25 protein-coding genes are annotated in these 21,975 nt (G+C 69.0%); 15 read left to right on the forward strand and 10 right to left on the reverse strand.

Annotation, left to right across the window (positions count from 1 at the left end; genetic code table 11):
- Nucleotides 1–136: 136 nt before the first annotated feature.
- From G9U51_RS14395 to thrS, 3 genes are all read left to right on the forward strand, one after another.
- The gene (locus G9U51_RS14395; protein ID WP_166197711.1) at nucleotides 137–1,966 is read left to right on the forward strand and encodes a GMC family oxidoreductase; all 1,830 of its coding nucleotides are present in this window, start codon (nucleotides 137–139) and stop codon (nucleotides 1,964–1,966) included.
- 99 nt (nucleotides 1,967–2,065) lie between these two features.
- Nucleotides 2,066–2,416, forward strand: coding sequence for an antitoxin (locus G9U51_RS14400; protein ID WP_166197713.1), 351 nt, complete (start codon nucleotides 2,066–2,068; stop codon nucleotides 2,414–2,416).
- A 152-nt stretch (nucleotides 2,417–2,568) separates the two neighbouring features.
- Entirely contained in the window at nucleotides 2,569–4,572 is a 2,004-nt protein-coding gene (gene thrS, locus G9U51_RS14405; protein WP_166197715.1) for a threonine--tRNA ligase, read from the forward strand.
- 51 nt (nucleotides 4,573–4,623) lie between these two features.
- Here thrS and G9U51_RS14410 read toward each other — a convergent pair whose 3' ends face one another.
- Nucleotides 4,624–5,028: a VOC family protein gene (locus tag G9U51_RS14410; protein WP_166197717.1), complete on the reverse strand. Its 405-nt coding sequence runs from the start codon at nucleotides 5,026–5,028 to the stop codon at nucleotides 4,624–4,626.
- A gap of 702 nt (nucleotides 5,029–5,730) precedes the next feature.
- Complete coding sequence (locus tag G9U51_RS14415) at nucleotides 5,731–6,780, reverse strand: NUDIX domain-containing protein (protein ID WP_174878645.1); 1,050 nt, start codon at nucleotides 6,778–6,780, stop codon at nucleotides 5,731–5,733.
- A 97-nt stretch (nucleotides 6,781–6,877) separates the two neighbouring features.
- Here G9U51_RS14415 and G9U51_RS14420 point away from each other — a divergent pair, with 97 nt between their 5' ends.
- Both G9U51_RS14420 and G9U51_RS17515 read left to right on the forward strand, forming a co-directional pair.
- The gene (locus tag G9U51_RS14420) at nucleotides 6,878–8,932 is read left to right on the forward strand and encodes an HNH endonuclease signature motif containing protein (protein ID WP_166197722.1); all 2,055 of its coding nucleotides are present in this window, start codon (nucleotides 6,878–6,880) and stop codon (nucleotides 8,930–8,932) included.
- A gap of 76 nt (nucleotides 8,933–9,008) precedes the next feature.
- Nucleotides 9,009–9,461 carry a GNAT family N-acetyltransferase gene (locus G9U51_RS17515; RefSeq protein WP_166197725.1) on the forward strand — a complete coding sequence of 151 codons (453 nt, stop codon included), beginning with the start codon at nucleotides 9,009–9,011 and terminating at the stop codon, nucleotides 9,459–9,461.
- 271 nt (nucleotides 9,462–9,732) lie between these two features.
- Here the strand turns inward: G9U51_RS17515 and G9U51_RS14430 are convergent, their stop codons facing one another.
- Nucleotides 9,733–10,167, reverse strand: a complete 435-nt coding sequence (locus G9U51_RS14430) for a nitroreductase family deazaflavin-dependent oxidoreductase (protein WP_166197727.1) — start codon at nucleotides 10,165–10,167, stop codon at nucleotides 9,733–9,735.
- Nucleotides 10,168–10,306: 139 nt separating this feature from the next.
- On the opposite strand from G9U51_RS14430, the gene G9U51_RS14435 reads away from it, so the two are divergent.
- The 5 genes from G9U51_RS14435 to G9U51_RS14455 are packed head-to-tail and all read left to right on the forward strand — an operon-like array spanning nucleotide 10,307 to nucleotide 14,147.
- Nucleotides 10,307–10,840 (forward strand): HIT family protein, encoded by a 534-nt coding sequence (locus tag G9U51_RS14435; protein WP_166197729.1) that lies wholly within the window; start codon nucleotides 10,307–10,309, stop codon nucleotides 10,838–10,840.
- A gap of 35 nt (nucleotides 10,841–10,875) precedes the next feature.
- Nucleotides 10,876–11,493, forward strand: coding sequence for a phosphatidylinositol phosphate synthase (gene pgsA, locus G9U51_RS14440; RefSeq protein ID WP_166197731.1), 618 nt, complete (start codon nucleotides 10,876–10,878; stop codon nucleotides 11,491–11,493).
- 4 nt (nucleotides 11,494–11,497) lie between these two features.
- Nucleotides 11,498–12,400 carry a phosphatidylinositol mannoside acyltransferase gene (locus tag G9U51_RS14445; RefSeq protein WP_166197733.1) on the forward strand — a complete coding sequence of 301 codons (903 nt, stop codon included), beginning with the start codon at nucleotides 11,498–11,500 and terminating at the stop codon, nucleotides 12,398–12,400.
- A complete protein-coding gene (locus tag G9U51_RS14450; RefSeq protein WP_166197735.1) occupies nucleotides 12,397–13,569 on the forward strand; it encodes a glycosyltransferase family 4 protein in 1,173 nt (390 codons plus the stop codon). The genes G9U51_RS14445 and G9U51_RS14450 overlap by 4 nt, the downstream gene beginning before the upstream one ends.
- Entirely contained in the window at nucleotides 13,569–14,147 is a 579-nt protein-coding gene (locus tag G9U51_RS14455; RefSeq protein ID WP_166197737.1) for a hypothetical protein, read from the forward strand. The genes G9U51_RS14450 and G9U51_RS14455 overlap by 1 nt, the downstream gene beginning before the upstream one ends.
- Before the next feature lie 6 nt (nucleotides 14,148–14,153).
- Here the strand turns inward: G9U51_RS14455 and G9U51_RS14460 are convergent, their stop codons facing one another.
- On the reverse strand, nucleotides 14,154–14,552 hold the full coding sequence (locus tag G9U51_RS14460) for a hypothetical protein (RefSeq protein WP_166197739.1): 399 nt from the start codon (nucleotides 14,550–14,552) through the stop codon (nucleotides 14,154–14,156).
- Nucleotides 14,549–15,229, reverse strand: coding sequence for an alpha/beta hydrolase (locus G9U51_RS14465; protein ID WP_166197741.1), 681 nt, complete (start codon nucleotides 15,227–15,229; stop codon nucleotides 14,549–14,551). The genes G9U51_RS14460 and G9U51_RS14465 overlap by 4 nt, the downstream gene beginning before the upstream one ends.
- A 235-nt stretch (nucleotides 15,230–15,464) precedes the next feature.
- On the opposite strand from G9U51_RS14465, the gene pdxS reads away from it, so the two are divergent.
- The 3 genes from pdxS (at nucleotide 15,465) to G9U51_RS14480 (ending at nucleotide 16,963) form a co-directional block, all read left to right on the forward strand.
- Nucleotides 15,465–16,313: a pyridoxal 5'-phosphate synthase lyase subunit PdxS gene (gene pdxS / locus G9U51_RS14470; RefSeq protein ID WP_207948354.1), complete on the forward strand. Its 849-nt coding sequence runs from the start codon at nucleotides 15,465–15,467 to the stop codon at nucleotides 16,311–16,313.
- A gap of 63 nt (nucleotides 16,314–16,376) precedes the next feature.
- A complete protein-coding gene (locus tag G9U51_RS14475; protein WP_166197743.1) occupies nucleotides 16,377–16,625 on the forward strand; it encodes a CopG family ribbon-helix-helix protein in 249 nt (82 codons plus the stop codon).
- The gene (locus G9U51_RS14480; protein ID WP_166197745.1) at nucleotides 16,619–16,963 is read left to right on the forward strand and encodes a type II toxin-antitoxin system PemK/MazF family toxin; all 345 of its coding nucleotides are present in this window, start codon (nucleotides 16,619–16,621) and stop codon (nucleotides 16,961–16,963) included. Before G9U51_RS14475 ends, G9U51_RS14480 begins: the two co-directional genes overlap by 7 nt.
- A 5-nt stretch (nucleotides 16,964–16,968) precedes the next feature.
- Here the strand turns inward: G9U51_RS14480 and G9U51_RS14485 are convergent, their stop codons facing one another.
- Genes G9U51_RS14485 through G9U51_RS14495 form a run of 3 tightly spaced genes read right to left on the reverse strand, consistent with a single transcriptional unit; the run spans nucleotide 16,969 to nucleotide 18,860 of the window.
- Entirely contained in the window at nucleotides 16,969–17,418 is a 450-nt protein-coding gene (locus tag G9U51_RS14485; protein WP_166197747.1) for a hypothetical protein, read from the reverse strand.
- Nucleotides 17,415–17,927 (reverse strand): GNAT family N-acetyltransferase, encoded by a 513-nt coding sequence (locus G9U51_RS14490; protein WP_328823492.1) that lies wholly within the window; start codon nucleotides 17,925–17,927, stop codon nucleotides 17,415–17,417. The genes G9U51_RS14485 and G9U51_RS14490 overlap by 4 nt, the downstream gene beginning before the upstream one ends.
- A 9-nt stretch (nucleotides 17,928–17,936) precedes the next feature.
- Complete coding sequence (locus G9U51_RS14495; RefSeq protein ID WP_166197749.1) at nucleotides 17,937–18,860, reverse strand: EamA family transporter; 924 nt, start codon at nucleotides 18,858–18,860, stop codon at nucleotides 17,937–17,939.
- Between the two features lie 71 nt (nucleotides 18,861–18,931).
- Between G9U51_RS14495 and G9U51_RS14500 the strand changes: the two genes are divergently transcribed.
- Both G9U51_RS14500 and pdxT read left to right on the forward strand, forming a co-directional pair.
- Nucleotides 18,932–19,834, forward strand: a complete 903-nt coding sequence (locus G9U51_RS14500; protein ID WP_166197751.1) for a LysR family transcriptional regulator — start codon at nucleotides 18,932–18,934, stop codon at nucleotides 19,832–19,834.
- 43 nt (nucleotides 19,835–19,877) lie between these two features.
- Nucleotides 19,878–20,453: a pyridoxal 5'-phosphate synthase glutaminase subunit PdxT gene (gene pdxT, locus G9U51_RS14505; protein WP_166197753.1), complete on the forward strand. Its 576-nt coding sequence runs from the start codon at nucleotides 19,878–19,880 to the stop codon at nucleotides 20,451–20,453.
- Here the strand turns inward: pdxT and G9U51_RS14510 are convergent.
- Together G9U51_RS14510 and G9U51_RS14515 are read right to left on the reverse strand one after the other, a co-directional pair.
- Nucleotides 20,443–20,589: an MFS transporter small subunit gene (locus tag G9U51_RS14510; protein ID WP_166197755.1), complete on the reverse strand. Its 147-nt coding sequence runs from the start codon at nucleotides 20,587–20,589 to the stop codon at nucleotides 20,443–20,445. The genes pdxT and G9U51_RS14510 overlap by 11 nt on opposite strands.
- Nucleotides 20,586–21,974: an OFA family MFS transporter gene (locus G9U51_RS14515; protein ID WP_166197758.1), complete on the reverse strand. Its 1,389-nt coding sequence runs from the start codon at nucleotides 21,972–21,974 to the stop codon at nucleotides 20,586–20,588. The genes G9U51_RS14510 and G9U51_RS14515 overlap by 4 nt, the downstream gene beginning before the upstream one ends.
- Nucleotide 21,975: the final 1 nt, after the last annotated feature.

The raw sequence follows: 21,975 nt of genomic DNA on the forward strand, positions 1-21,975 counted from the left end.
GCCCGCGTGCCGCTCGGGTGAACAACAGCCGTCGAACTCACCGGGGACAGGACCCGATTGATCGCGCCGAGACGTCGTCGCCGCGGCCTAGGGTGCAAGGCGAGGCTCGGCATACCGTCGACGGAAAGGTGGACCGATGGAGCAGGAGTACGACTTCGTCGTCGTGGGTTCGGGCGCGGGTGGTGGCCCGGTCGCGGCCAATCTCGCCCTGGCCGGGCACAGCGTGCTGGTCATCGAGGCGGGCAACCTGCACGACTGCCCCTACTACGACATCCCGATCATGCAGGCCTACGCCAGCGAGGACCGGGAGATGACCTGGAACTTCTACGTCCGGCATACCGACGACACCGCCCAGCAACAGCGGGACAGCAAGTATGTCGAGTCCCGCGACGGCGTGCTCTATCCCCGCGGCAGCACGCTTGGCGGCAGCACCGCGGTCAGCGCCATGGTGACGATCTATCCGCACGACAGCGACTGGCAGCGCCTCGCCGAGCTGACCGGCGACGACGGCTGGTCACCGCAGCGGATGCGCGAGCATTTCACCGCGATGGAGCGCTGGTCCGGTCAGGACGCCGAGCCGCTGCCCGGTGACTCGCCCGAGCAGCGCGACGCCAAGGCCGAGCACGGCCACGACGGCTGGCTCGGCACCACCCGCGCCGACCCGCGCGTCGGTGGCCGCGAGCCGATGTTCCTCGACATCATCGGCGCGATGGAGGCGACCGCGCGCGACCGCTTCGGCATCGAGGAGTCGATCTCCCTGCCGCGCGATCCGAACGCCGTGGACACCCCGGACGACTTCCAAGGTATGGCGTTCATCCCGGTGGCCGTGTCGCACGGCGTCCGCAATGGGTCGCGCGAGCGGCTGCTGGATGTCGCCGAGCGCACCGACGGCCGGCTGGCCTTTGCGATGGACCACTTGGCGACGCGTCTGGTGATCGAGGACGGCCGGGCGACGGGCGTCGAGACGGTGAGCGGGCGGGCGGCATACGGTGCCTCGCCGGAGCAACAGGCGAGCGACACGGACAGTGAGCGCACGACCTTTCGCGCGCGGCGGGAGGTGATCGTTGCCGGGGGAGCGTTCAACACCCCACAGCTGCTCATGCTGTCCGGCATCGGCCCGGCGGAGCGGTTGCGGGCGCTCGGCATCGAGCCGGTCGTCGACCTGCCGGGCGTCGGGCAGAACCTGCACGACCGCTATGAGGTGTCGGTGGTGTCGGAGTTGACGCAGGACTATCCGCTCTTCGAGGGCGCCGACCTGGATGTGCCCAAGGACCCGCAGCAGGGGGACGCGCTCTTTCGGGAATGGCGCGACGAGAAGTTCGGGCCCTACAGCACCAACGGAAGTCTCGCCGCGATCATCGCGAAATCCTCTGTGGCACAGCAGGATTCGGATCTCATCATCTTCTCGCTACCGATCGACTTCCGCGGTTATTACCCGGGCTATGCCAAGGACGCGGTGCAGGCGCACAACCGGTTGTCGATCCTGGTGCTCAAGGGGCACACCACCAACCGCGCGGGCGAGGTCGTGCTGCGCTCGGCCGACCCGACGCAACCGCCGGACATTCGCTTCCGCTATTTCACCGAGGGCAGCGAGGGTCACGAGCGCGACCTGCGCGGCGTGGTCGACGGCATCGAGATCGCCCGCGACATCGTCGGCCACCTGCAAGAGGTCACGGTCGCGCGGGAACTCGTGCCCGGTGACGAGGCGACCGAGCGGGCGCAGCTGGAGACCTTCGTGCGCGACCAGGCGTGGGGCCACCACGCATGCGGCACCGCCAAGATCGGTGTCGATGGTGACCCGATGGCCGTCGTCGACGGTCAGCTGCGGGTGCGGGGCGTCGAGGGTCTGCGGGTCGTGGACGCCTCGGTGTTCCCTGATATCCCCGGATTCTTCATCGCCTCGGCGGTCTACCTGATGAGCGAGAAGGCCAGCCGCGACATCCTCGCCGACCATCCGACGGCCTGATCGGACCCATCCGGGCCTCGGTCTTGGCAGGCTGGGAGCAACCCGGGACCTCGGATCGTTGATGGGGTGGGAGAGGTCCCTCGAATGAAGGAGGCTCGAATGAGCAACTCGGACAAGGCCAAGGACATCATCACCCAGGCCAAGCAGGCTGCCCTCGACGGCGTCGCCAAGGCGAAGAAGGCCGCCCAGGAGAACCCGGACAAGGTGCGCGCGGGCATCGACCGCGTCGGCGGCACCGTCAACCAGGTCACCAAGGGCAAGTACGCCGACAAGATCGCCAAGGCCAGCAACAAGGCCGAGGAGGCGATCCAGAAGCAGGCCAAGAAGCCCACGCCCGGTGGCAGCTACGGCGGCCCGACCGGTCCGACGAACCCGAACGACCCGACCGTTCATTCCACGGGCCTGCCGGGTGACGGCACCCGCACCGCGAACCTGCGCGACCCGCAGTAACGCAGCCAGCACTCACCGACGGCGGGCCCTGTGCGCAGGGCCCGCCGTCGTGCTGTCGTCGCCGGGTGAGTCGGTCTCGCGGCCGGCCGATAATCTGATCCACGCCGTATGCCGTGTGCGGCCACCCGATCCCGTGCTCGAAGGAGTCCCCCGTGTCCGCAGACGTGACGCTGACCATCGCCGGTGAACCGCGGCAGGTGGCGCAGGGGACGACCGGCACCGACCTGTTCGGCGACAACCGGTCGGTCGTGGCGATGCGGGTTGACGGGCAGTTGCAGGACCTGTTCCGTGAGGTGCCGGATGGCGCGACGGTCGAGGCCGTCGACCTCGGCCAGGAGGAGGGCCTGGCGATCCTGCGGCACTCGGCCGCGCACGTGCTCGCCCAGGCGGTGCAGCAGGTCAACCCGGACGCCAAACTCGGCATCGGGCCGCCGGTGACCGACGGCTTCTACTACGACTTCGACGTGGACACCCCGTTCACACCCGAGGACCTCAAGGCGCTGGAGAAGGCGATGCAGCGCATCGTCAACGAGGGGCAGACCTTCGAGCGCCGGGTCGTCACCGACGACGAGGCGCGCGCCGAACTCGCCTCGGAGCCTTACAAATTGGAGCTCATCGGGCTCAAGGGTGCGGCGGCCGACGCGGCCGAGGGAGCCTCCGCCGAGGTCGGCGCCGGCGAGCTCACGATCTACGACAACCTGCGCCGGGACGGGTCTCGCGCCTGGGGCGACCTGTGCCGCGGCCCGCACGTGCCCTCCACCAAGGTGCTGGGCAATGCGTTCAAGCTGATGCGGTCGGCGGCGGCATACTGGCGCGGCTCGGAGAAGAACCCGCAGTTGCAGCGGATCTACGGCACGGCGTGGGCGACCAAGGACGAACTCAAGGCCTATCTCGACCGGCTCGCCGAGGCCGAGAAGCGCGACCACCGCAAGCTCGGAGTGGAGCTCGACCTCTACTCCTTCCCGGACGAACTCGGGTCCGGGCTGCCGGTCTTCCACCCGCGCGGCGGCGTGATCAAGCGCGAGATGGAGGACTACGTCCGGCGGCGGCATATCGAGGAGGGTTTCCAGTATGTCGGGACGCCGCACATCACCAAGGCGGGGCTGTTCCACACCTCCGGGCACCTGCCCTACTACGCGGACACGATGTTCCCGCCGATGGAGCTCGAGGGCGCGGAATACCGGCTGAAGGCGATGAACTGCCCGATGCACAACCTGATCTTCTCCTCGCGCGGCCGCTCCTATCGCGAGCTGCCATTGCGCTTCTTCGAGTTCGGCTCGGTCTACCGCTACGAGAAGTCCGGTGTGGTCCACGGTCTCACCCGAGTGCGCGGTATGACGCAGGACGACTCGCACTCCTATGTCACCGCCGAGCAGGCGGCCGACGAGATCAAGCACCTGCTGAAGTTCGTGCTGTCGCTGCTGCGCGACTTCGGGCTGGACGATTTCTACCTGGAACTGTCGACCCGCGAGACCGAGGGCGACAAGAAGGACAAGTTCATCGGCTCCGACGAGCAGTGGGATGAAGCAACGGCGATCCTGGAGGAGGCGGCCCGCGAGACCGGGCTCGAGCTGGTGCCCGATCCGGGCGGCGCGGCGTTCTACGGGCCGAAGATCTCGGTGCAGGCGCGCGACGCGATCGGCCGCACCTGGCAGATGTCGACGGTGCAATACGACTTCAACCAGCCGGAGCGATTCGGCCTGGAATACCAGGCGGCCGACGGCTCGCGGCAGCAGCCGGTGATGATCCACTCGGCCAAGTTCGGCTCGATTGAGCGGTTCATGGGCGTGCTGGTGGAGCACTACGCCGGGGCGTTCCCGGTGTGGCTGTCGCCGGTGCAGGTGCTCGGGGTGCCGGTGGCCGAGGAATACAACGACTACCTGTGGTCGGTCCTCGTGCAACTGCGCGACGCGGGGGTGCGGGTCGAACTGGACGAATCCGATGACCGATTCCCCAAGAAGATCCGCAATGCCTCGAAGTCGAAGGTGCCCTTCGTGTTCATCGCTGGTGAGGACGACCGTGCGGCAGGTGCGGTGTCCTTCCGCTTCCGCGACGGGTCACAGCGCAACGGAGTGCCGGTCGATGAGGCACTTGCGTTGGTGCGCAAGGCAATCGACAGCCGATCGCAGATCACGACCGCCGACGACCTGGCCTGACCGAGTCCGACCCTGGCCTGACCCGGTGCGGCCCGGTCGTCGGCGTGGGCGTCAGCTCTGCTGGCTGATGTTGACCAGCCAGGTGACGCCATACTTGTCGGTGCACATGCCGAAGACGTCGCCCCACATCTGCTTTTCCAGCGGCACGCCCACCTGACCGCCGTCGGACAGCTTGGTCCAGTAGCCCTCGAGCTCCTTGGCGTCGTCGCCGCTGAGGCTGACCGAGCCGTTGGGGGTCTGCTGCATGCCGTTCGGGGTGTCGGCGCCCATGAGGGCGAAGCCGCCATCGGTGGTGAGCATCGAGTGCATGACCTTGTCGGCCTCTTCGGCCGGGCTGTTCGGCATGTCACCGAACTTCATCACGTCCAGCTGGCCGCCGAAAACGCTCTGGTAGAAGGCCATGGCCTCGGCCGCGTTGTCGGCGAAGTTGAGGTAGGGGTTGAGGCGTGACGCCATGATGTGGCTCCTTCACGAAGTGGTCCCACCGGCGCGGGACCCGGTAGTCACGATCCTGGCATCACTCGGCCGTGTGCGACAGAGGCTCCGCTTCCCGAGCGGTGGGTATGACGTGAATGTGCCTGTGCGACAAGGGTTTCCGGCCCGATCGAACTCGGCGGGGATCGTCGACATAAATCGGTTGCTCGGGCTCTCCCGCGGTCGTTAGCGTTGGCGTATCAGCAGGAGCTGATCATCAGATTCCGGTCGTCGACCGGGTGAGTTCGAGCGAAGGAGGTGGCGATGTGATCCCGATCAACCCGACCGAGGTCGTGGGCGAAGCCCCGATGGGCGTCGCAGATGTCCTGCTCGCCACGGCCTCGCTCACCGACTGCTGACCCTTCTCGGTCGCAGTTCCAACTCTCCTCCTTTCGCCGGTTTGCGGTGCGCTGCGTCGCGCCCGTTTCCGGCTCGACGATCGGAACTATCCCCATGTTGTACGAATTGACCTCCTATCCCTCCCAGGTGGAACACGGCCGACAGGCTGCGCTTCGCCGGCAGCAGGTGGCCGCGCTGCAGTCCTCGCGGCCGCGCCGAGGTGCGATGTCGGCGCTGCGGCCACGGCGTCGGCGCTCTCGCGAACTGACGCGGTGACACCCGGCGAGTCGACCGCCCCGACCGGCTGAACAGCCCGTCGGGGCGGTCTCTTTTTGGTCGGCGTCGTCAGCGGGAGCAGAACACGTTCAGCCAGGTCTCCTGCAGTCTGCGCCCAGGTGCCCGGTGGACCTCGTCGACCCGCCAGCCGGCCGCCGTCAGCACCTCGCGCAGCGCCGGCTCGGTCCAATAGGTGAAGTGCCGCGCGCCGGCGACATTGCCGTGGCGGGTCCAGCCGTCGCCGTCGCCCTCCTTGACGCCGGCGTAGAGGTGGCCGCCGGGCCGGATCGCCTGGTGCAGCTTGTGCAGCACGATCGCCATCTCCGGGCGCGACAGGTGCAGCAGGACGGCGTCGCACCAGGCGCCGTCATACGGTCCACCGAGATCATCGCGCAGCGGATCGAGCACGCGGGCGTTGTGCCCCGCGGCGCGCATCCGGTCGACGAAGGCCGGCGTGATGTCGGTGCGGTCGACGGCCAGCCCGCGGGCTTCGAGCAGGGCGGCATCGCGACCGGGCCCGGACCCGATCTCGAGAACGCTGCCGCCGGTGCCGACGAGCCCGGCGAACCGATCGAGCTCGGCCAGCAGGTCCTCCGGAATCGCGCCAGTGCCGCTCGCGTAGGCCTCCGCATCGAGGTCGTATGCCGCCACGGTCGCCTCGCGCTCCGCCTGGCGGTCCTGGTCGGTGCGGGGGAGGCGATGAACGAACCGCGCGGCGTCGGCCGGGTAGAGGGGGAGTTGCTCGTCGGCGTCGTTGAGGGACCGCCAGACCACCGGGTGCTGCGCGCCGTCGTCCTCGGTGAGCGTCGTGCCCTGGGGCGGAATCGGCGGGGTGAGGCGCCCGGCATACAGGAAGACGATCTCGTGACCCGGCGCACCACGGATGGTGAAGATGGACTCGACGACGCCGAGCAGGTGCTCGTCGGTGAGTTCGGCGCCGAGCTCTTCGCGGATCTCGCGGGCGATCGCGGCGCGGTGGGTCTCACCGGGTTCGACGCTCCCGCCGATGAGGCGGTGGTAGCCGTGCGGGCTTTCCGGCGTCGGCGGGTGCACCGCGACGGCGTGGGCGGTGAACTCAGGATTGGGCAGGATCGCCATCGACTTCACCCGGATGCGCACACTGCGGACCTTATCCGGGCGAGCTTGATCTGCCGGATCAGCCGGGCCCGAGGTTGTGCCGGGGAGGTCTGTCGGTGGTCGGTCGTAGAGTCTTTTCATGGCAACGACGCGACTCATCGACGGGCCCTCGCTGGGGCTTGGTGAGACGCGCGCTGATGTGGAAGCCGTTGCGCCGCAACAGGATTCGCCGAGGCGCGCCTCTGCTGACTTAACAGCGTTGCTGGACCGTGCCCGGCTGATGACGGGCGAGACGACCGAGCGGTTGATCGCGGACGCGCACCCTGCCTCGCGCGCGCTGCTGCATCCCGAGGGGGCCGCGACCGGAGTTCAGTGTGCGACCGGAGTGGATGCCGATCCGCGGCGCGAGTTGGAGGACGTGATCCGGGCCTCGCAGCGGCTGCTCGCCACGGTGCAGGCCGCGCAGCTGATCGCGATCGCTCGCTATGCGGCCGTCGATGACGAACTCATCGATGCCGACACGGGCGAGACGGCGGTGGGGGAGCAGCCGATGGGACACCGGGCCGAGTTCGCCGACACCGACCTGGCGGCGGCGATGGGGTGGGGCACGCGGACCGCTTCGCGTCGCGTCGATGAGGCGGCCCTCGCGGTGCAGGCCTGTCCGATGCTGCTCGCCAAGGTTGTCGAGGGGGAGCTGGACGTCTGGCGGCTCAACGCCATCACCCGCGAACTCGAGACTGCGAGCGAGCAGACCCGTCGGGCGGTGCAGCGGCGGCTGTGGAAGGCCGGAGTCGCCGGCTGGTCGCTCGGCAAGATCACCCGGCGCGCGCGGGCGCTGATCCATGAGCTCGAGTCGGACGCGGTCCGCGAGACCCGTCGGCGGGAGATGCGTCACGAGGTTGGCGTGTGGGTGAACGGTCACCAGATCAGTGGTCTCACCGAGTTCCGTGCCGTGCTGCCGACGGAGCAGGCGGCGCGCATCTACGGCGCGGTCGATGAGCTGGCGCAGCACTTGCGAGCGGACTCCACCTGCGACAAGACCATCGGCCAGCACCGGGCGGATGCGTTGGACGATCTGGTCAATCACAACGCGCAGATCGACTATCGGCTGATCTTCCAGGTGCCGGTGAGCCGTGGTTCATGCGGGCAAGCGGCGGCGGCTGGTCCGGGTGCTGCGGCTGGGCCGGACACCTCCACGGGTGGGGCGGCAGGACATCCACCGAGTTCGGCTGATGCGTCGAATGTGCCTGCGGCCGTGGGAGATTCGACCGACAGCGGTCCTGCAACGAGCCCTCCAACGGGCAGATCGGCTGGCAGCCGCACGAAGCTCACCGACGAGGACCGGCGCGAGCAGTTGCGGCGAGCCGGACTGCCACAGCTCGGTCCACCACTGAGTTTCGCCGAGGCGATGCGTGAGCTCGAGCGATGGCGCAAGCGCCTGGGCTCGCCCCCGACGAGGAATGCGAGTGCCTCCGCCCAAGGGCACGCACGTGGCTCGGCGCCGCCGGGGAACGGGAGCGCCGATGCGGGAGGCGTCGGGCGTGGCTCGGCGCCGCCGGATAACTCGGGCGCCCGCCGGGAGGAACACGACTCGGCGCCGCCGGGGAACGGGAGCGCCAGCGCGGGGCGGCTCGGGCATGGCTCGGCCCCACCGGGAGACGTGAGTGGGGACGGGGAATCGCGTGGTTGGGATGGCGCAAGCGACACCGGAGCGCCCGCGTGTGATCGGGATGGCGTGGGCGTCGATGGTGGCGTGGGCGTCGATGGTGGCGTGACCTTCGGCCCGGTGACCGTGCCGGGCGTCGGGGTCATCGACGCGGAGGTGGTCACCGGCCTGATCGACAAGCTCGGCGTGCGGTTCGGTCGCGCCCTGGTCGATGCGGCCACCGGCGCCACCCTCGAGCTGCGCACCGACGCCTACGCGCCCACGGCCGACATACGGCGGCTCGTGATCCAGCGCGACGTCACCTGCCGGTTCCCCGGTTGCACCGTGCCGGCGCACCGATGCGACCTCGACCATGTCGTGCCGTGGCCGCAGGGGCCGACCGCGGTGCACAACCTGCAGGCGCTGTGCCGTCATCACCATCGCGCCAAGACCGCCACGCACTGGCGGGTGACGATGACCAAGGAAGGGGTGTGCGCCTGGGTTTCGCCGTCGGGTCGCGCCTACGAGACCCGGCCGGGCGACAACTGAGCCGCGGGGGCCCACAACCACCGCTGATGCGGCGCGGGCGAGGACAAACCCGCGGCTGACGTGCTTCGATGCCCGCGTGAGCATCCAGATCGTGCCAGCCGAGCGGGAGCACGCCTTCGTATGCGCGGCGCTGACCGTGCAGGCCGATCTGGAGGATGGCGGTGAGCGTCGCGACGGCTTTCTGACCGAGTATGCCGATGCGTGGCTGGCCGATTTCGAGCGCACGCCAACCTGGCTGGCGTTCGCCGACGACGGGACGGCGGTTGGGCTCGTCGTCACCTCCTGGGTGAAGAAGCTGCCGAGCCTGACCCGGCCGACGGTCGGCTGGCTGCACGTGAAGCTGGTGTTCGTGAGCCCGGCATACCGTGGCAAGGGGACGGCCGAGCGGATGCTCAAGACCATGCTGCGGTGGGGCGACGAGCACGCCATCACGCGCTATCAGCTGAATGCCGAGCCGAAGGCGCGCACGCTCTACGAGCGGCTCGGTTTTGGCCCGGCCGACGAACGGTTGATGCAACTGCAGCGCTGAGGGGTGTCGCGTAGCAGCGTGAACGTTCGTTGGTTGAGCAAGGCCGACGAAGGAGGCCGCGTCGAAACCAGCTGCGGTGGTCTCGATGCGGCGGCTCCTTCGTCGCTCGCCTTACTCGACCAGCGAAAGGGGGCGTCGCTCGCCTTACTCGACCAGCGAAAGGGGGCGTCGCTCGCCTTACTCGACCAGCGAAAGGGGGCGTCGCTCGCCTTACTCGACCGGCGAAAGGAGGGGCGTCACCCGCCTTACTCGACCAGCGAGGGAGGGCGGGTCAGCGGGGCTCGCACACGAAGAGCGGGATCTCGCGATCGGTCTTGGTCTGGTATTCCGCATAGGGCGGGTATGCCGCGACCGCCCGCTCCCACCACTCGGCACGCTCGGCACCGCTCAACCGGCGGGCAACCAGCTCGTGGTGCTCCGTCCCGTCCTGAAGGTCAACTTCAGGGTGAGCCACGATGTTGTTGAACCACGCGGGATTCTCGGGCGCGCCACCCTTGGAGGCGACCGCGAGATAGGAGCCGCCGTGCTCGACGCGCATCAACGGCACACGGCGCAGCTTGCCGGTCTTGGCGCCGCGCATGGTGAAGACCACGACGCGCATCCCCATGACGTCGACCGACTCGGTCGTGCCGGTCTCATCGATCTTGGCCAACTGTTCGGCGACCCAGGGGGTCTTCTCGACGGCGTACTCACCCTGCAACGGCATCGCACCACTCCTTCACCCGACAAACGATGGCCACCCGACAAACGATGGCCACCCGACAAACGACGGCCACCCGACAACGATGGCCTACTCGCGGCAACGGCGGCGAAGGCCGACGCATTCCCGCCCGTAGGATGCCGCCATGGTGGAGAACGAGGCCGACTTCGCGCGCGTGCCCGACGGGTTCGAACGCCTTTGGACCCCGCACCGGATGGCCTATATCGAGGCCGACAAGCCCCACGACGACGATGACGGCGCCTGCCCGTTCTGCACCGCGCCGAGCAAATCCGACGAGGACGGGCTGATCGTCCACCGCGGCGAGACCGGCTATGTCGTAATGAACCTTTTCCCCTACAACCCCGGCCACCTGCTGGTCTGCCCCTACCGGCACGTGCCGCTCTATCTCGACCTGACCGACGATGAGACGACCGAGTTCACCGCGATGACCAAGCAGGCGATCAGGGCGATCCAGCGCGCGAGCAACCCGCACGGGTTCAACCTCGGGATGAACCAGGGCGCGGTCGCCGGTGCCGGAGTGGCCGCGCACCTGCACCAGCACGTGGTGCCGCGCTGGGGTGGCGACGCCAACTTCCTGCCGATCATCGCCCAGACCAAGGCACTGCCCGCGCTGCTGGAGGACACCCGCCGGCGAATCGCCGAAGCCTGGGACGCCTGAGCCGCAACCGAACGCACCAGTAGGCTGACGCCACCATGCTCAACAGATACGCCCGTGCGTTCTTCACCAAAGTCTTCACGCCGGTCGCGCGCCTGCTGTTGAAGCTCGGCATCAGCCCGGACGTCGTGACGACCATCGGCACCCTCGGGGTCGCCTTCGGCGCGCTCGGGTTCTACCCGCGCGGCGAATTCTTCTGGGGCACGATCGTCATCACCCTCTTCGTCTTCTCCGACACCATCGATGGCGTCATGGCGCGGATGTCGGGCCGCTCGAGCGTGTGGGGCGCCTACCTGGATTCCACGCTGGACCGCGTGGGCGACGCCGCCATCTTCGGCGGCCTGGTCCTTTATTACGCCAGCTACCGCGGCCACGACATGGTGATGGCCGGATTGGCCCTGGCCTGCCTGATCCTCGGCAGCGTGGTCTCCTACGCCAAGGCCCGCGCCGAAGGCCTCGGTATGACGGCCAACGTGGGCATCGCCGAACGCGCCGACCGCCTGGTCGCGGTCCTGGTCACCACCGGCCTGGTCGGCCTCGGCCTGCCCAAGGTGGTGCTGACCGTGGTGCTCGCCCTGCTAGCGGTCGCCAGCTTCGTGACCGTGCTGCAACGCATGCTCACTGTGCGGCGTCAGGCGCTGGGCAAGCCCCTGTGATCTCGTGATCAGCACCGACCGGCTCGAAGTCCTCGGCTATCGCGCCGCCTGGTCCCTGGTGCGGCGCCTGCCCGAGCGCACGGCATACCGCCTGTTCGACGCGGCGGCGAAGGCGACCTACCGGCGCGACGGCCGCTCCGTGCAGCGGATGCGGGAGAACTACCGGCGCATCCGGCCCGAGCTCGACGCTGCCGCGCTCGAGGACCTCGTTGCCGCCGGCGTGCGCTCCTACCTGCGCTACTGGTGCGACGCCTTCCGGCTGTCGGTGCACACCCCCGAGCAGCTTGACGAGCGGATCCGGCTGACCGGTGCCGACGCCGAGGCGCGCGCGATCGTGGCGCGTGGTGAGCCGCTCATCCTCTTCCTCGGTCACCTGGGCAACTGGGATCTCGCGGGCGCCTGGGCGACCACACATTTCGCGCCGGTCACCACGGTCGCCGAACGCCTCGAGCCGGAGGAGGTCTTCACCGAGTTCCTCACCTTCCGCGAATCTCTCGGTATGACGATCGTGCCCCTCACCGGGGGCGTCGACCCCTATCCGACGCTGCGCGCGGCGCTGGGGCGCGGGGCTTTCGTGCCGCTGCTGGCCGACCGCGACCTGACCAGCCACGGCGTCGAGGTGACCCTGTGCGGCCAGCAGATCAAGGCGGCCACCGGCCCAGCCCGCCTCGCGCTGGACACCGGCGCGGCACTGTTCCCCCTCGCGATCACCTACGAGGACGTGCCCGGGCGGGCGGCGCCGCGCGTGGTGGCGCATTTCGGTGACCGCGTCGTCGTGCCGGACGGAGACCGGGCCGAGCAGGTGCGCGCGATGACCCAGGCGTGCGTGGACGGACTCGGCGAGCGGATCCGCACGCACACGCAGGACTGGCACATGATGCAGCGGATCTTCAGCGAGGACCTGTGAGGGTCGGCATCGTCAGCCCCTACTCCTTCGACGTCCCCGGGGGAGTGCAACTGCACGTGCGCGATCTCGCCGAATGGCTGCTCGGCCACGGCCACGAGGTCAATGTGCTGGCGCCCGCCGACGAGGACACCCCGCTCCCGGGTTATGTCACCGGCGCGGGTCGCGCGGTGCCGGTGCCCTATAACGGCTCGGTGGCGCGGTTGCTCTTCGGCCCGCTCACCGGAGCGCGGGTGGCGCGCTGGGTGGAGCACGGGCGCTTCGACCTGGTCCACGTGCACGAACCGGTGAGCCCCAGCCTGTCGATGCTCGCCATGTGGGCCGTCGAGGGTCCGCTGGTCGCGACCTTCCACACCTCCGGCACCCGTTCGCGTGCGCTGCTCGCCTCCCGGCCAGCGCTGCAACCCGGCCTGGAGAAGATCTCCGGCCGGATCGCCGTCTCCGACGAGGCCCGACGGTTCGTGCGCGAACACATCGGCGGCGACGCGGTCGTCATACCTAATGGCGTGTATGCCGACCGGTTCGCGGCTGCCGCTCCCCGTCCCGAATGGCAGGGCAACCCCGAGGCGCCGACGCTCGGCTTCCTCGGCCGGATCGAGGAGCCACGCAAGGGGCTGCCGGTGCTGCTCGACGCGATTCCCGCTCTGCTGCAACGGTTTCCGCGCCTTCGGGTGCTGGTGGCTGGCCCTGGTGACCCGCAGGTGGCGCTCGCCGGCCGGTCACCTGCGGTGCGTGAGGCGTGCGTCTTTCTCGGGCGGGTGAGCGACGAGGACAAGGCGCGTCTGTTGCGCTCGGTCGACGCCTATGTCGCGCCCAACACCGGCGGTGAGAGTTTCGGCATCATCCTGGTCGAGGCGATGAGCGCCTGCGCCCCGGTGGTCGCGAGCGACCTGCATGCCTTCCGCGCGGTGCTCGACGACGGGTGGGCCGGTGCGCTCTTCGTCAACGAGGACTCGCGTGATCTGGCGGCGGTGCTCACCGACCTGCTGCTCGCGCCAGCCGACCGGGCCGACCTGGCCCGACGCGGAGCCGAGCGCGCTCGCCGGTTCGACTGGGACAAGGTGGCCGGCGAGATCGTGAATGTCTACGAGACGGTGCTCGAGGCGAGCCCGCTGCGGGCCGGTGTGCCGGTCGACGCGCGCCCGACCCGGTGGTGGAGGGGCGGTAACTGATGGGCGTGTGGACCTGGGTGTCGATCGCGGTGGCCGTGGCTGCGGTGATCGCGTGGTATCTCTCCTACACCGCGGCGCGACTGGACCGGCTGCACGCGCGGGTCGAAGGATCGGTGTCGGCCCTGGATGCCCAGCTCGTCCGGCGGGCCGAGACCGGGCTGGAGTTGGCCAACTCCGGTTTGCTCGACCCGGCGAGTTCAATGCTGCTCACCGAGGCATGTGCCGCGTCCCTGGACGAATCCGATGTCACCGAGGTGCGGTCCGAGGTGCAGCGCCACGGCGTCGACCGCCGGCGGGCGCGGATCGAGTCCGAGCTGTCCGAGACCTTGCGCGCGGTGCTGGTGCCGGAGGTCGTGGTCGAGTTGGCGGACACCGCCCAGGGTACGGAGGTCTTGCGCCGGGTGCAGCAGACCGCTCAGCGGGTGCAGCTGGCGCACCGCTTCCACAATGACGCCGTGCACGATGTGCAGCGGGTGCGCACCAAGCCGCTCGTGCGCATCTTCCGGCTGGCCGGGCACACGCTCCTGCCGGAGGTCGTCGACTTCGACGACAACGGGCCCGATCTCACCGGCGTCTGAGGGACCTCAGTCCCGGGTCGTCCACCAGCCGCTGCTCAGGTTGCCCACGTCCCGCCGCGTCGGCCGCAACGGCCCGGACACCTCGACCGCCGCATAGGCGTCACCGAGGCGCAGCATGAGCGCCGACGGGTCGGGGCCGGCATGCCCGCTCCACGAGACCGAGGCGGCGGCTACGGCCAGGGGAGCGAGATCGGCATACGGCGGGATGCGCAGTTCCATTGTCGCGATCGTCGGCACTTCGACGTCATGGCCGCCCGCGAGCACGGTGAGCACCGGCTTGCCGTGCAGCCGCACCTCATCGAGGGCGACATTCACCGCTCGAAGCTCACCGGCGAGGCCGCCCTCGGGGGTCAACGTCCACTCGAGGGTGAGCTCGAGATCGGCGGCCGTGGCGTCGCGGGTCACCGCGCGCTCGCGAACTCGCGCACCAGCTCGGCCGTGCGGCTCGGTGGCGCCCACAGGTTGCCGTGATCGCGGCCGTGGATGATTTCGCGCCGGGCGTTCGGGAACCGGTGCTCCAGTTGCTCGCTCATCGCTGACGGCACCAGCGCGTCAGTCTCGCCATGGATCAACAGCGTGGGTATGCCGATTGCGCTCGCCTTCGCGAGGGTGTCGAACTTGTCCGGGACGAGCCGGGCGGGATAGGGGCGGAAGGTGTTCTTGAACATGGCCGGCATCGAGGTGAAGGCGGACAGCAGCACCAGGCGCCCACCGAGCCCGCGGTGGGCCATCTCGGTCGCGACGGCCGAACCCAGGGACTCGCCGACGAGCACGGTGTCCTGCGGCTCGCAGCCTGCGTCGCGCAGGTGGGCGAGGCTGTCGGCGACGCGGGCGTAGATGGCCCGCTCGCTCGGCTTCTCTGCACGCAGCACGCCGTAGCCGGGATATTCGATCGCGGCGAAACCCAGACCTCGGCGGCCGATGATCTCCACGAGGGGGCGGACGGTCGCCAGGTCGCTGCCGTTGCCATGCAGGTAGACGACCGTGCGCTGCTCTGGCGCCGCCGGTTTGTGCAGCAGCGCGATGGTCCCGCTGGGCGCGGCGGCCTGAACGACCTCGACGCCGGGAGCGATGGAGGTCACGGGCGGCACGGGATAAATGAGTCGGCGCACGAGCGCCATCATCGCAAGTGCTGCGCCGTCGCTGGCGACAACCTGCCGTGGCAGGAAGAAGTCACACGCTAGATGGTGGCACCTAGTGGCCTGATGGGCGGCATACGGTGGGGTTCTTCGCCGTTCGCACGCAGCAAGGAGCTCGATCCTCGTGACCCTCACCGACAACGACAACCGCACCGGCACTGCCCGCGTCAAGCGCGGCATGGCCGAGATGTTGAAGGGCGGCGTCATCATGGACGTCGTCACGGCCGAGCAGGCCAAGATCGCCGAGGACGCCGGCGCGGTCGCGGTGATGGCGCTGGAGCGGGTGCCGGCCGACATCCGCGCGCAGGGCGGTGTGTCGCGGATGAGCGACCCGGACATGATCGAGGGCATCATCTCGGCGGTCTCGATTCCGGTGATGGCCAAGGCGCGCATCGGCCACTTCGTCGAGGCGCAGGTGTTGCAGAGCCTCGGCGTCGATTACATCGACGAGTCGGAGGTGCTGACGCCGGCCGACTACGCCAACCACATCGACAAGTGGGAGTTCACCGTCCCCTTCGTGTGCGGCGCGACCAACCTCGGCGAGGCGCTGCGCCGGATCACCGAGGGCGCGGCGATGATCCGCTCCAAGGGCGAGGCCGGCACCGGTGATGTCTCCAATGCCACCACGCACATGCGCTCGATCCGCCAGGAGATCCGGCGGCTGCAGTCGCTGCCCGAGGACGAGCTGTATGTCGCGGCCAAGGAGCTGCAGGCGCCCTACGAGCTGGTCAAGGAGGTCGCCGAGCTCGGCAAGCTGCCGGTGGTGCTGTTCACCGCCGGCGGCATTGCGACCCCGGCCGACGCGGCGATGATGATGCAGCTCGGCGCCGAGGGCGTCTTCGTCGGCTCGGGCATCTTCAAGTCCGGCAACCCGGCCCAGCGCGCCGAGGCGATCGTCAAGGCGACGACGTTCTACGACGACCCCGACGTGATTGCCAAGGTGTCGCGCGGCCTCGGCGAAGCGATGGTCGGCATCAACGTCGATGAGCCCGCGCGTTCGATCCAGTTCGCCGAGCGCGGCTGGTAGCCGCCGGCGCCGCCGCCCACCATCGGGGTGAATCTGTGGTGGAAAAGTTATACCCTGGCTGTCATGAAGACTGCGATCAGCCTCCCGGACGATGCCGCTGAACGCTTCGATGACGTAGCGCGTAGGCACAACATGACGCGATCGGAGTTCTATCGGCAGGCAGCCGAGCGCTACGCGGACACGCTGAGCGGTGGGGACCTGACAGCGCAGATCGACGAAGCGATCGATGCTGTCGGGCAACCAGGCGAGGAGTCGGCAGAGTTGCGCAGCGCGGCGAATGCGAGGCTTGTCGAGGCCTCGGACGAATGGTGATCCGGCGGGGCCAGATCTGCTGGGTCGACTTCGGCGAACCCAAGGGCAGTGCGCCCGCGAAGCGACGACCGGCGGTGATCGTGCAGTCCGATCGCTACAACGCCTCGCGAATCTCTACCGTGGTCGTTCTGCCGATCACGTCTAACACCGCCCTCGCCCGGCATCCGGGCAACGTGTTCCTGCCGGCACTGGCCACGGGATTGCCGAAGGACTCGGTCGTCAACGTTTCCCAGCCGATGACGGTGGATCGTTCCGGTCTTGACGATGGCGAAAGTCAGCTTCCTCGTCATTTGATGGAGGCGATCGATGCTGGGCTTCGCAAAGTCATCGACCTGTGAGCAACTCAGGGTCGGGTGAAGCCGATCTGTTCGTCGGGGACGGTCACGTCGACCCGCGCGCCATACGCCAGATCCTTGATGCGGGGGAGTAGCAGTTCGAGCACGGTGAGCGCCTGGTGGTGGGCCGGCTTGGTCTCCGGGTGCGGCCGATAGACGAGCCCGTCGTATGCCGTCCCCTGGTGCGTCAGGGTGCAGTCGAAGAACGAAAACGTCTCTGCCGCAATGAGATTCGTCCACATCACATCGGCAAGCGTGAGGCGAGGGGAACGCCATACGGGCAGCAGGGGAGCGACGTCGACATTGACCGTGCCCGGCCAGTAGCGCGACAGGTCGAGTCCGCGGGCCGCGAAGTGTGGCGTCTGCAGCGCTATCGCACCTGCGGGGTATGGCGAGTGGTCGCCTTGCCCGGACGCGACGCCGTGGCCGGCGACGACGATGCCGCTGGCGGTGCTCACCGGTCGAGCACCATCAGGTGGACGTCGGGCTCGTCGTCGGGCAACCAGTCAGGTCGCCCGGTGCCGACGAGCCGCCACCCGCGATGGGCGTAGACGGCCGCGGCGGCGCTGTGCGACTGGACCACATCGAGCACCGGCGTGCGCCCCTGGGCGAGCAGGTAATCCTCGGCGGTGTCGAGCAGGGCACGTCCGATGCCCATGCCCTGGTAGTCGATGCCGGCGAAAAGCACTGAGACACAACCGAGTTCGTCGACCGGGCGCCCGACGGCAGAGGACCAGGTGCGGCTGAAGTCGTCGTCGACGACCGTGGTGACGGCGACGTGGCCGGCGACGTCACCGTCGACCTCGGCCACCCAGGCGCGCTCCTCGGTGTCGCGGCGCAAGAACTCGACGGCTGGGAAGGGCAGCGGCCAGCGAAACGGATATCGACTGGTGGGCTGCTGTCCGGCGAGGAGCGCTTCGAGGACGGGCAGGTCGGCGTCGACTCGCTCACGAACGGTGATCGTCACCCGTGAATCCTAGGCGGGCCCCTGGGACGGCGACCCGAGCGCGGCCGGCATCGACCGGCTCGCCCGTGAGCGACGCAGCCGAGTGGTCGAAGCGAAGAGCACGCCGGCGACCACGACGACCGCTCCGACCAGCTCGACCACCGACGGCCGCTCGTCCAGCACTACCCACGCGGTGCTCAGTCCGACGACGGGCACGAGCATCGAGTAGGGCGCCACCGTGCTTGCTGGGTGGCGGGCCATCAACCAGGTCCACAACCCGCTCCCAAGCACCGTGCCGATGAGGCAGGTGTAGGCGAGGCCGGCGAGTGCCCACGGGGCGGACGCCGCGGTGCGCAAGGCGGTCAGGTCGCGTTGCGGCCCCTCGACGATCAGCGACAGCGCGAGCATCGGCAGGGGCGGCACCACGCTCATCCACATCGTGAGGTGCAACGGGTTCGGGGGTGCGGCAAGCCGGGACGCGAGGTTGCCCAGGGCCCACCCCAGCCCGCCGAGCACGGTGAGCACGAAGGGCCACCAGGTCGCACCGCCCGCACGCGCCGATCCGACGATCGCCAGGCCCGCGACCGCGACGGCGACACCGAGTGCCTTGCGCCGGTTGGTGGGTTCGTGCAGCAACACCGCACCGAGGATCACCGTGAACGGCGCGGAGCACTGCAGCACGAGCGAGGCGAGACCGGTCGGCATACCGGCTGACATGCCCCAGTAGAGGAAGGTGAACTGCAGGATGCCGAAGCCGATGCCGTAGCCCATCAGGTAGCGGACCGGCACCTTGGGGCGCGGGACGAACAGGATCGTCGGCACCGCGAGCAGGGTCCACCGCATCGCCGAGCACAGGAAGGGCGGGAACTGCTCCAGCGATGCGTGGATCGCCAGGAAGTTCACGCCCCAGCAGGCAGCGACGAGGATTGCGAGCAGTCGATGGCGGACAGGCATGGTCTCAGCGTCGCGTCCACAACTGTGAAGGACCAGCACCCATATCTGAACACACCGATTAGGCTTCCTACATGGACCCGCGGCATCTGACCTTGCTGCGCGAGCTCGCCGAACGAGGCAGCGTGCGCGCGGTGGCCGCGGCGACCCACCGCACACCGTCAGCGGTCTCGCAACAGTTGCGGACCGCTGAGCGCGAATTGCGTTGCCGTCTGGTCGAACCCGATGGCCGCGGGGTGCGGCTGACCGACGCCGGGCGGCTGCTCGCAGCCGAAGCGGACGGGGTCGAGACCGCGATCGCGCGTGCCGAGACGCGGCTGGCCGAGTTCCGCGGCCGGCCGGAGGGGCGGGTCAGTATCGCCGTGCTGCCGAGTGCGGGGGAGTTGCTGATCCCGGGGCTGCTGCGGGCGCTGCGAGACGAGCCGATCGAGATCTCCCTCACCGACGACGATGTCGCGGAGGTGGGTTATACGACGCTTGCCCGCGATCACGACATCGTGATCGGCCACAGCCTGGTCAGCGGCCGCCCGGAGGGCGCCGAGGGGATGGTCTGCACGGTGCTGGCCCGCGAGCCAATCGACCTCGCGGTGGCCGCCGGCCACCCGCTCGCGACCCGACGCTGGGTGCGGCCGCGCGATCTGGTCGCCGTCGGCTGGATCGCCGTGCCCGAGGGCTATCCGTTCCGTTCGGTGCTGCACGAGGTGGAAGAGGTGACCGGCGCGCCGGCGGAGATCCGGCATGTCGTGCGCGACAACCGCCTGGTGGAGGCGTTGGTGATCGCTGGCGAAGGCGTCGGTCTGTTGCCGCGCTTCACCACCCGCCCGCGCGAGGGTTTGGTGACGCTGCCGATCCGGGGCGCCCAGGCGCAGCGCTGGGTGGTGGCCATCTCCCGCCCGGCTCGCGCGGAACGCCTTGTCGTGCAACGGGTTGTCCGCGAACTGCGCCGTGCCGCTCGGTCGGCTCTGGCCGCGCCGTAGGCTTGCTGATTGTGAGATCGACCCTGTCCCGAAATGGCGCGCGATGACGGCCCGTATCGGCGTCCTGGCGGTGCAGGGGGACGTGCGTGAGCACCTCGCCGCGCTACGCGAGGCAGGGGCCGATGCTGCGCCGGTGCGCCGCCCACAGGAGCTCGCGCAGGTGGACGCCATCGTGTTGCCCGGCGGCGAGTCGACCACCATGGACCGCCTGCTGCGCACCTTCGAGCTGATGGAGCCGCTGCGCGCGCGGATCGCGGACGGTATGCCGGCATACGGCTCGTGCGCGGGCATGATCCTGCTGGCCGACGAGATTCTCGACGGCCACCCGCAGCAGCAAACGGTGGGCGGCATGCGAATCACGGTGCGCCGCAACGCTTTTGGCCGTCAGGTGGACTCCTACGAGACCGACCTGGAGATGACCGATGTCGGCACGGTGCGCGCGGTGTTCATCCGGGCGCCGTGGGTGGAGCGCACCGGCGACGGCGTCGAGGTGCTCGCGCAGGCGAGCGGTCACCCCGTCGCGGTGCGACAGGGCAACCTGCTCGCCACGTCCTTCCACCCCGAGGTCACCGGCGACCACCGGGTGCACGCGATGTTCGTGCGGATGCTCAGCCGGTGAAGAGCTTGGCGGCCTTGAGGATCGCCTGCCACAGGCCGTAGAGCAGCGGGATCGCGACGACGATCCACGCGAGCGCAATCAGCGCGGGGCTGGTGGTGCTCGGTGCGGTCACCGGGTCGGGGTTTCGCTCGGTCATGCGAGCTTCGCCTCCTCTTGCTGCTCGGGCGCGGCGTGCGCCATCGGGTCGAAGTACTTGGAGTTCACCGGGTTGATCAGCAGGTTGGCGATGAAGCCAACAACGAGCACACCGACCATGGTGAACAGGGCGGGCTTGTAGTCGTCAGCGATGAGGTTGCCGGGCTTGCCGGCCGCGTCGAGGTAGCCGTTGACGATGAGCGGTCCGACGACGCCCGCGGCCGACCAGGCGGTGAGCAGCCGGCCGTGGATCGCGCCGACCTCGAGGGTGCCGTAGAGGTCCTTGAGGTATGCCGGGACCGTCGCGAACCCGCCGCCGTAGAACGAGATGATGAACAGCGCGAGGAGCACGAAGACCGCGGTGGCGCTGTGGCCGACCGTGGCGAGCAGCAGGTAGAGCACCGCGCCGACGCCGAGGAACACCATGTACATCGGCTTGCGCCCGATGATGTCGGAGGTCGTGGACCAGGTGAACCGGCCGAGCATGTTGCCCACGCTCAGCAGGCCGACGAATCCGGCGGCGACCGCGGCGGAGACCGCCGAGGTCTTCCCGTCGCGGAAGAAGTCCTGGATCATCGGCGCGGCCTGCTCGAGGATGCCGATGCCCGCGGTCACATTGCAAAAGAGCACGATCCACAGCAGGTAGAACTGCCGCGTCTTGATCGCCTCGTTGGCCCGCACGAGCGCGCCGCTCATGCCCGCCTGGTGGGTGACCTCGTCATCGTGGCCGCCATAGCCCTGCGGCAGGCGCATCAGCGCCACGCCGATCATCATGAAGATCAGGTAGATGATGCCGAGCGTCACGAAGGTCATCGCCAGGGCGTGAGTCGATGCGACCGCGCCCTTGGCGTTGGGGTCGAAACCGCTGTCATAGGTGCGCAGCAACTGGTTCGACAGCGGGGCTGCGACGAGCGCGCCGCCACCGAAGCCCATGATCGCCATACCGGTGGCGAGGCCGGGCCGGTCCGGGAACCACTTGATCAGCGTGGACACCGGGGAGATGTAACCGATGCCGAGGCCGATACCCCCGAGCACGCCATACCCGAGATAGAGCAGGATCAACTGGCCGGTCGCGATGCCGAGCGCGCCGACGAGGAAGCCGGCGAACCAGAAGATCGCCGAGACGAGCATGGCTCGGCGGGGTCCGTTGCGCTCGACCCAGCGACCGCCGATGGCGGCGGACAGTCCGAGGCAGACGATCGCGAGCGAGAAGACCCACGCGACCGCGGTCTGCGAGGAGCCGAAGCGGTGCACGAGCGAGGTCTTGAAGACCGAGAAGGCGTAGACCTGTCCGATCGACATGTGCACAGCGAGCGCTGCGGGCGGGATGAGCCATCGGCTGTAGCCGGGTTTGGCCACCGATGACGGCTTGTCCAGGAACGGCATT

Origin of the sequence: Metallococcus carri (genome assembly GCF_011440275.1) — a bacterium.
Classification (GTDB): Bacteria; Actinomycetota; Actinomycetes; order Actinomycetales; family Dermatophilaceae; genus Metallococcus; species Metallococcus carri.

Excerpts from the sequence above, each read along its gene's own strand:
- G9U51_RS14395 (WP_166197711.1), top strand. The coding sequence starts at position 137 with ATGGAGCAGGAGTACGACTTCGTCGTCGTGGGTTCGGGCGCGGGTGGT.
- G9U51_RS14400 (WP_166197713.1), top strand. The coding sequence starts at position 2,066 with ATGAGCAACTCGGACAAGGCCAAGGACATCATCACCCAGGCCAAGCAG.
- G9U51_RS14410 (WP_166197717.1), bottom strand. The coding sequence starts at position 5,028 with ATGGCGTCACGCCTCAACCCCTACCTCAACTTCGCCGACAACGCGGCC.
- G9U51_RS14420 (WP_166197722.1), top strand. The coding sequence starts at position 6,878 with ATGGCAACGACGCGACTCATCGACGGGCCCTCGCTGGGGCTTGGTGAG.
- G9U51_RS14430 (WP_166197727.1), bottom strand. The coding sequence starts at position 10,167 with ATGCCGTTGCAGGGTGAGTACGCCGTCGAGAAGACCCCCTGGGTCGCC.
- G9U51_RS14435 (WP_166197729.1), top strand. The coding sequence starts at position 10,307 with ATGGTGGAGAACGAGGCCGACTTCGCGCGCGTGCCCGACGGGTTCGAA.
- pgsA (WP_166197731.1), top strand. The coding sequence starts at position 10,876 with ATGCTCAACAGATACGCCCGTGCGTTCTTCACCAAAGTCTTCACGCCG.
- G9U51_RS14455 (WP_166197737.1), top strand. The coding sequence starts at position 13,569 with ATGGGCGTGTGGACCTGGGTGTCGATCGCGGTGGCCGTGGCTGCGGTG.
- pdxS (WP_207948354.1), top strand. The coding sequence starts at position 15,465 with ATGGCCGAGATGTTGAAGGGCGGCGTCATCATGGACGTCGTCACGGCC.
- G9U51_RS14475 (WP_166197743.1), top strand. The coding sequence starts at position 16,377 with ATGAAGACTGCGATCAGCCTCCCGGACGATGCCGCTGAACGCTTCGAT.
- G9U51_RS14480 (WP_166197745.1), top strand. The coding sequence starts at position 16,619 with ATGGTGATCCGGCGGGGCCAGATCTGCTGGGTCGACTTCGGCGAACCC.
- G9U51_RS14495 (WP_166197749.1), bottom strand. The coding sequence starts at position 18,860 with ATGCCTGTCCGCCATCGACTGCTCGCAATCCTCGTCGCTGCCTGCTGG.
- G9U51_RS14500 (WP_166197751.1), top strand. The coding sequence starts at position 18,932 with ATGGACCCGCGGCATCTGACCTTGCTGCGCGAGCTCGCCGAACGAGGC.
- pdxT (WP_166197753.1), top strand. The coding sequence starts at position 19,878 with ATGACGGCCCGTATCGGCGTCCTGGCGGTGCAGGGGGACGTGCGTGAG.
- G9U51_RS14510 (WP_166197755.1), bottom strand. The coding sequence starts at position 20,589 with ATGACCGAGCGAAACCCCGACCCGGTGACCGCACCGAGCACCACCAGC.
- G9U51_RS14515 (WP_166197758.1), bottom strand. The coding sequence starts at position 21,974 with ATGCCGTTCCTGGACAAGCCGTCATCGGTGGCCAAACCCGGCTACAGC.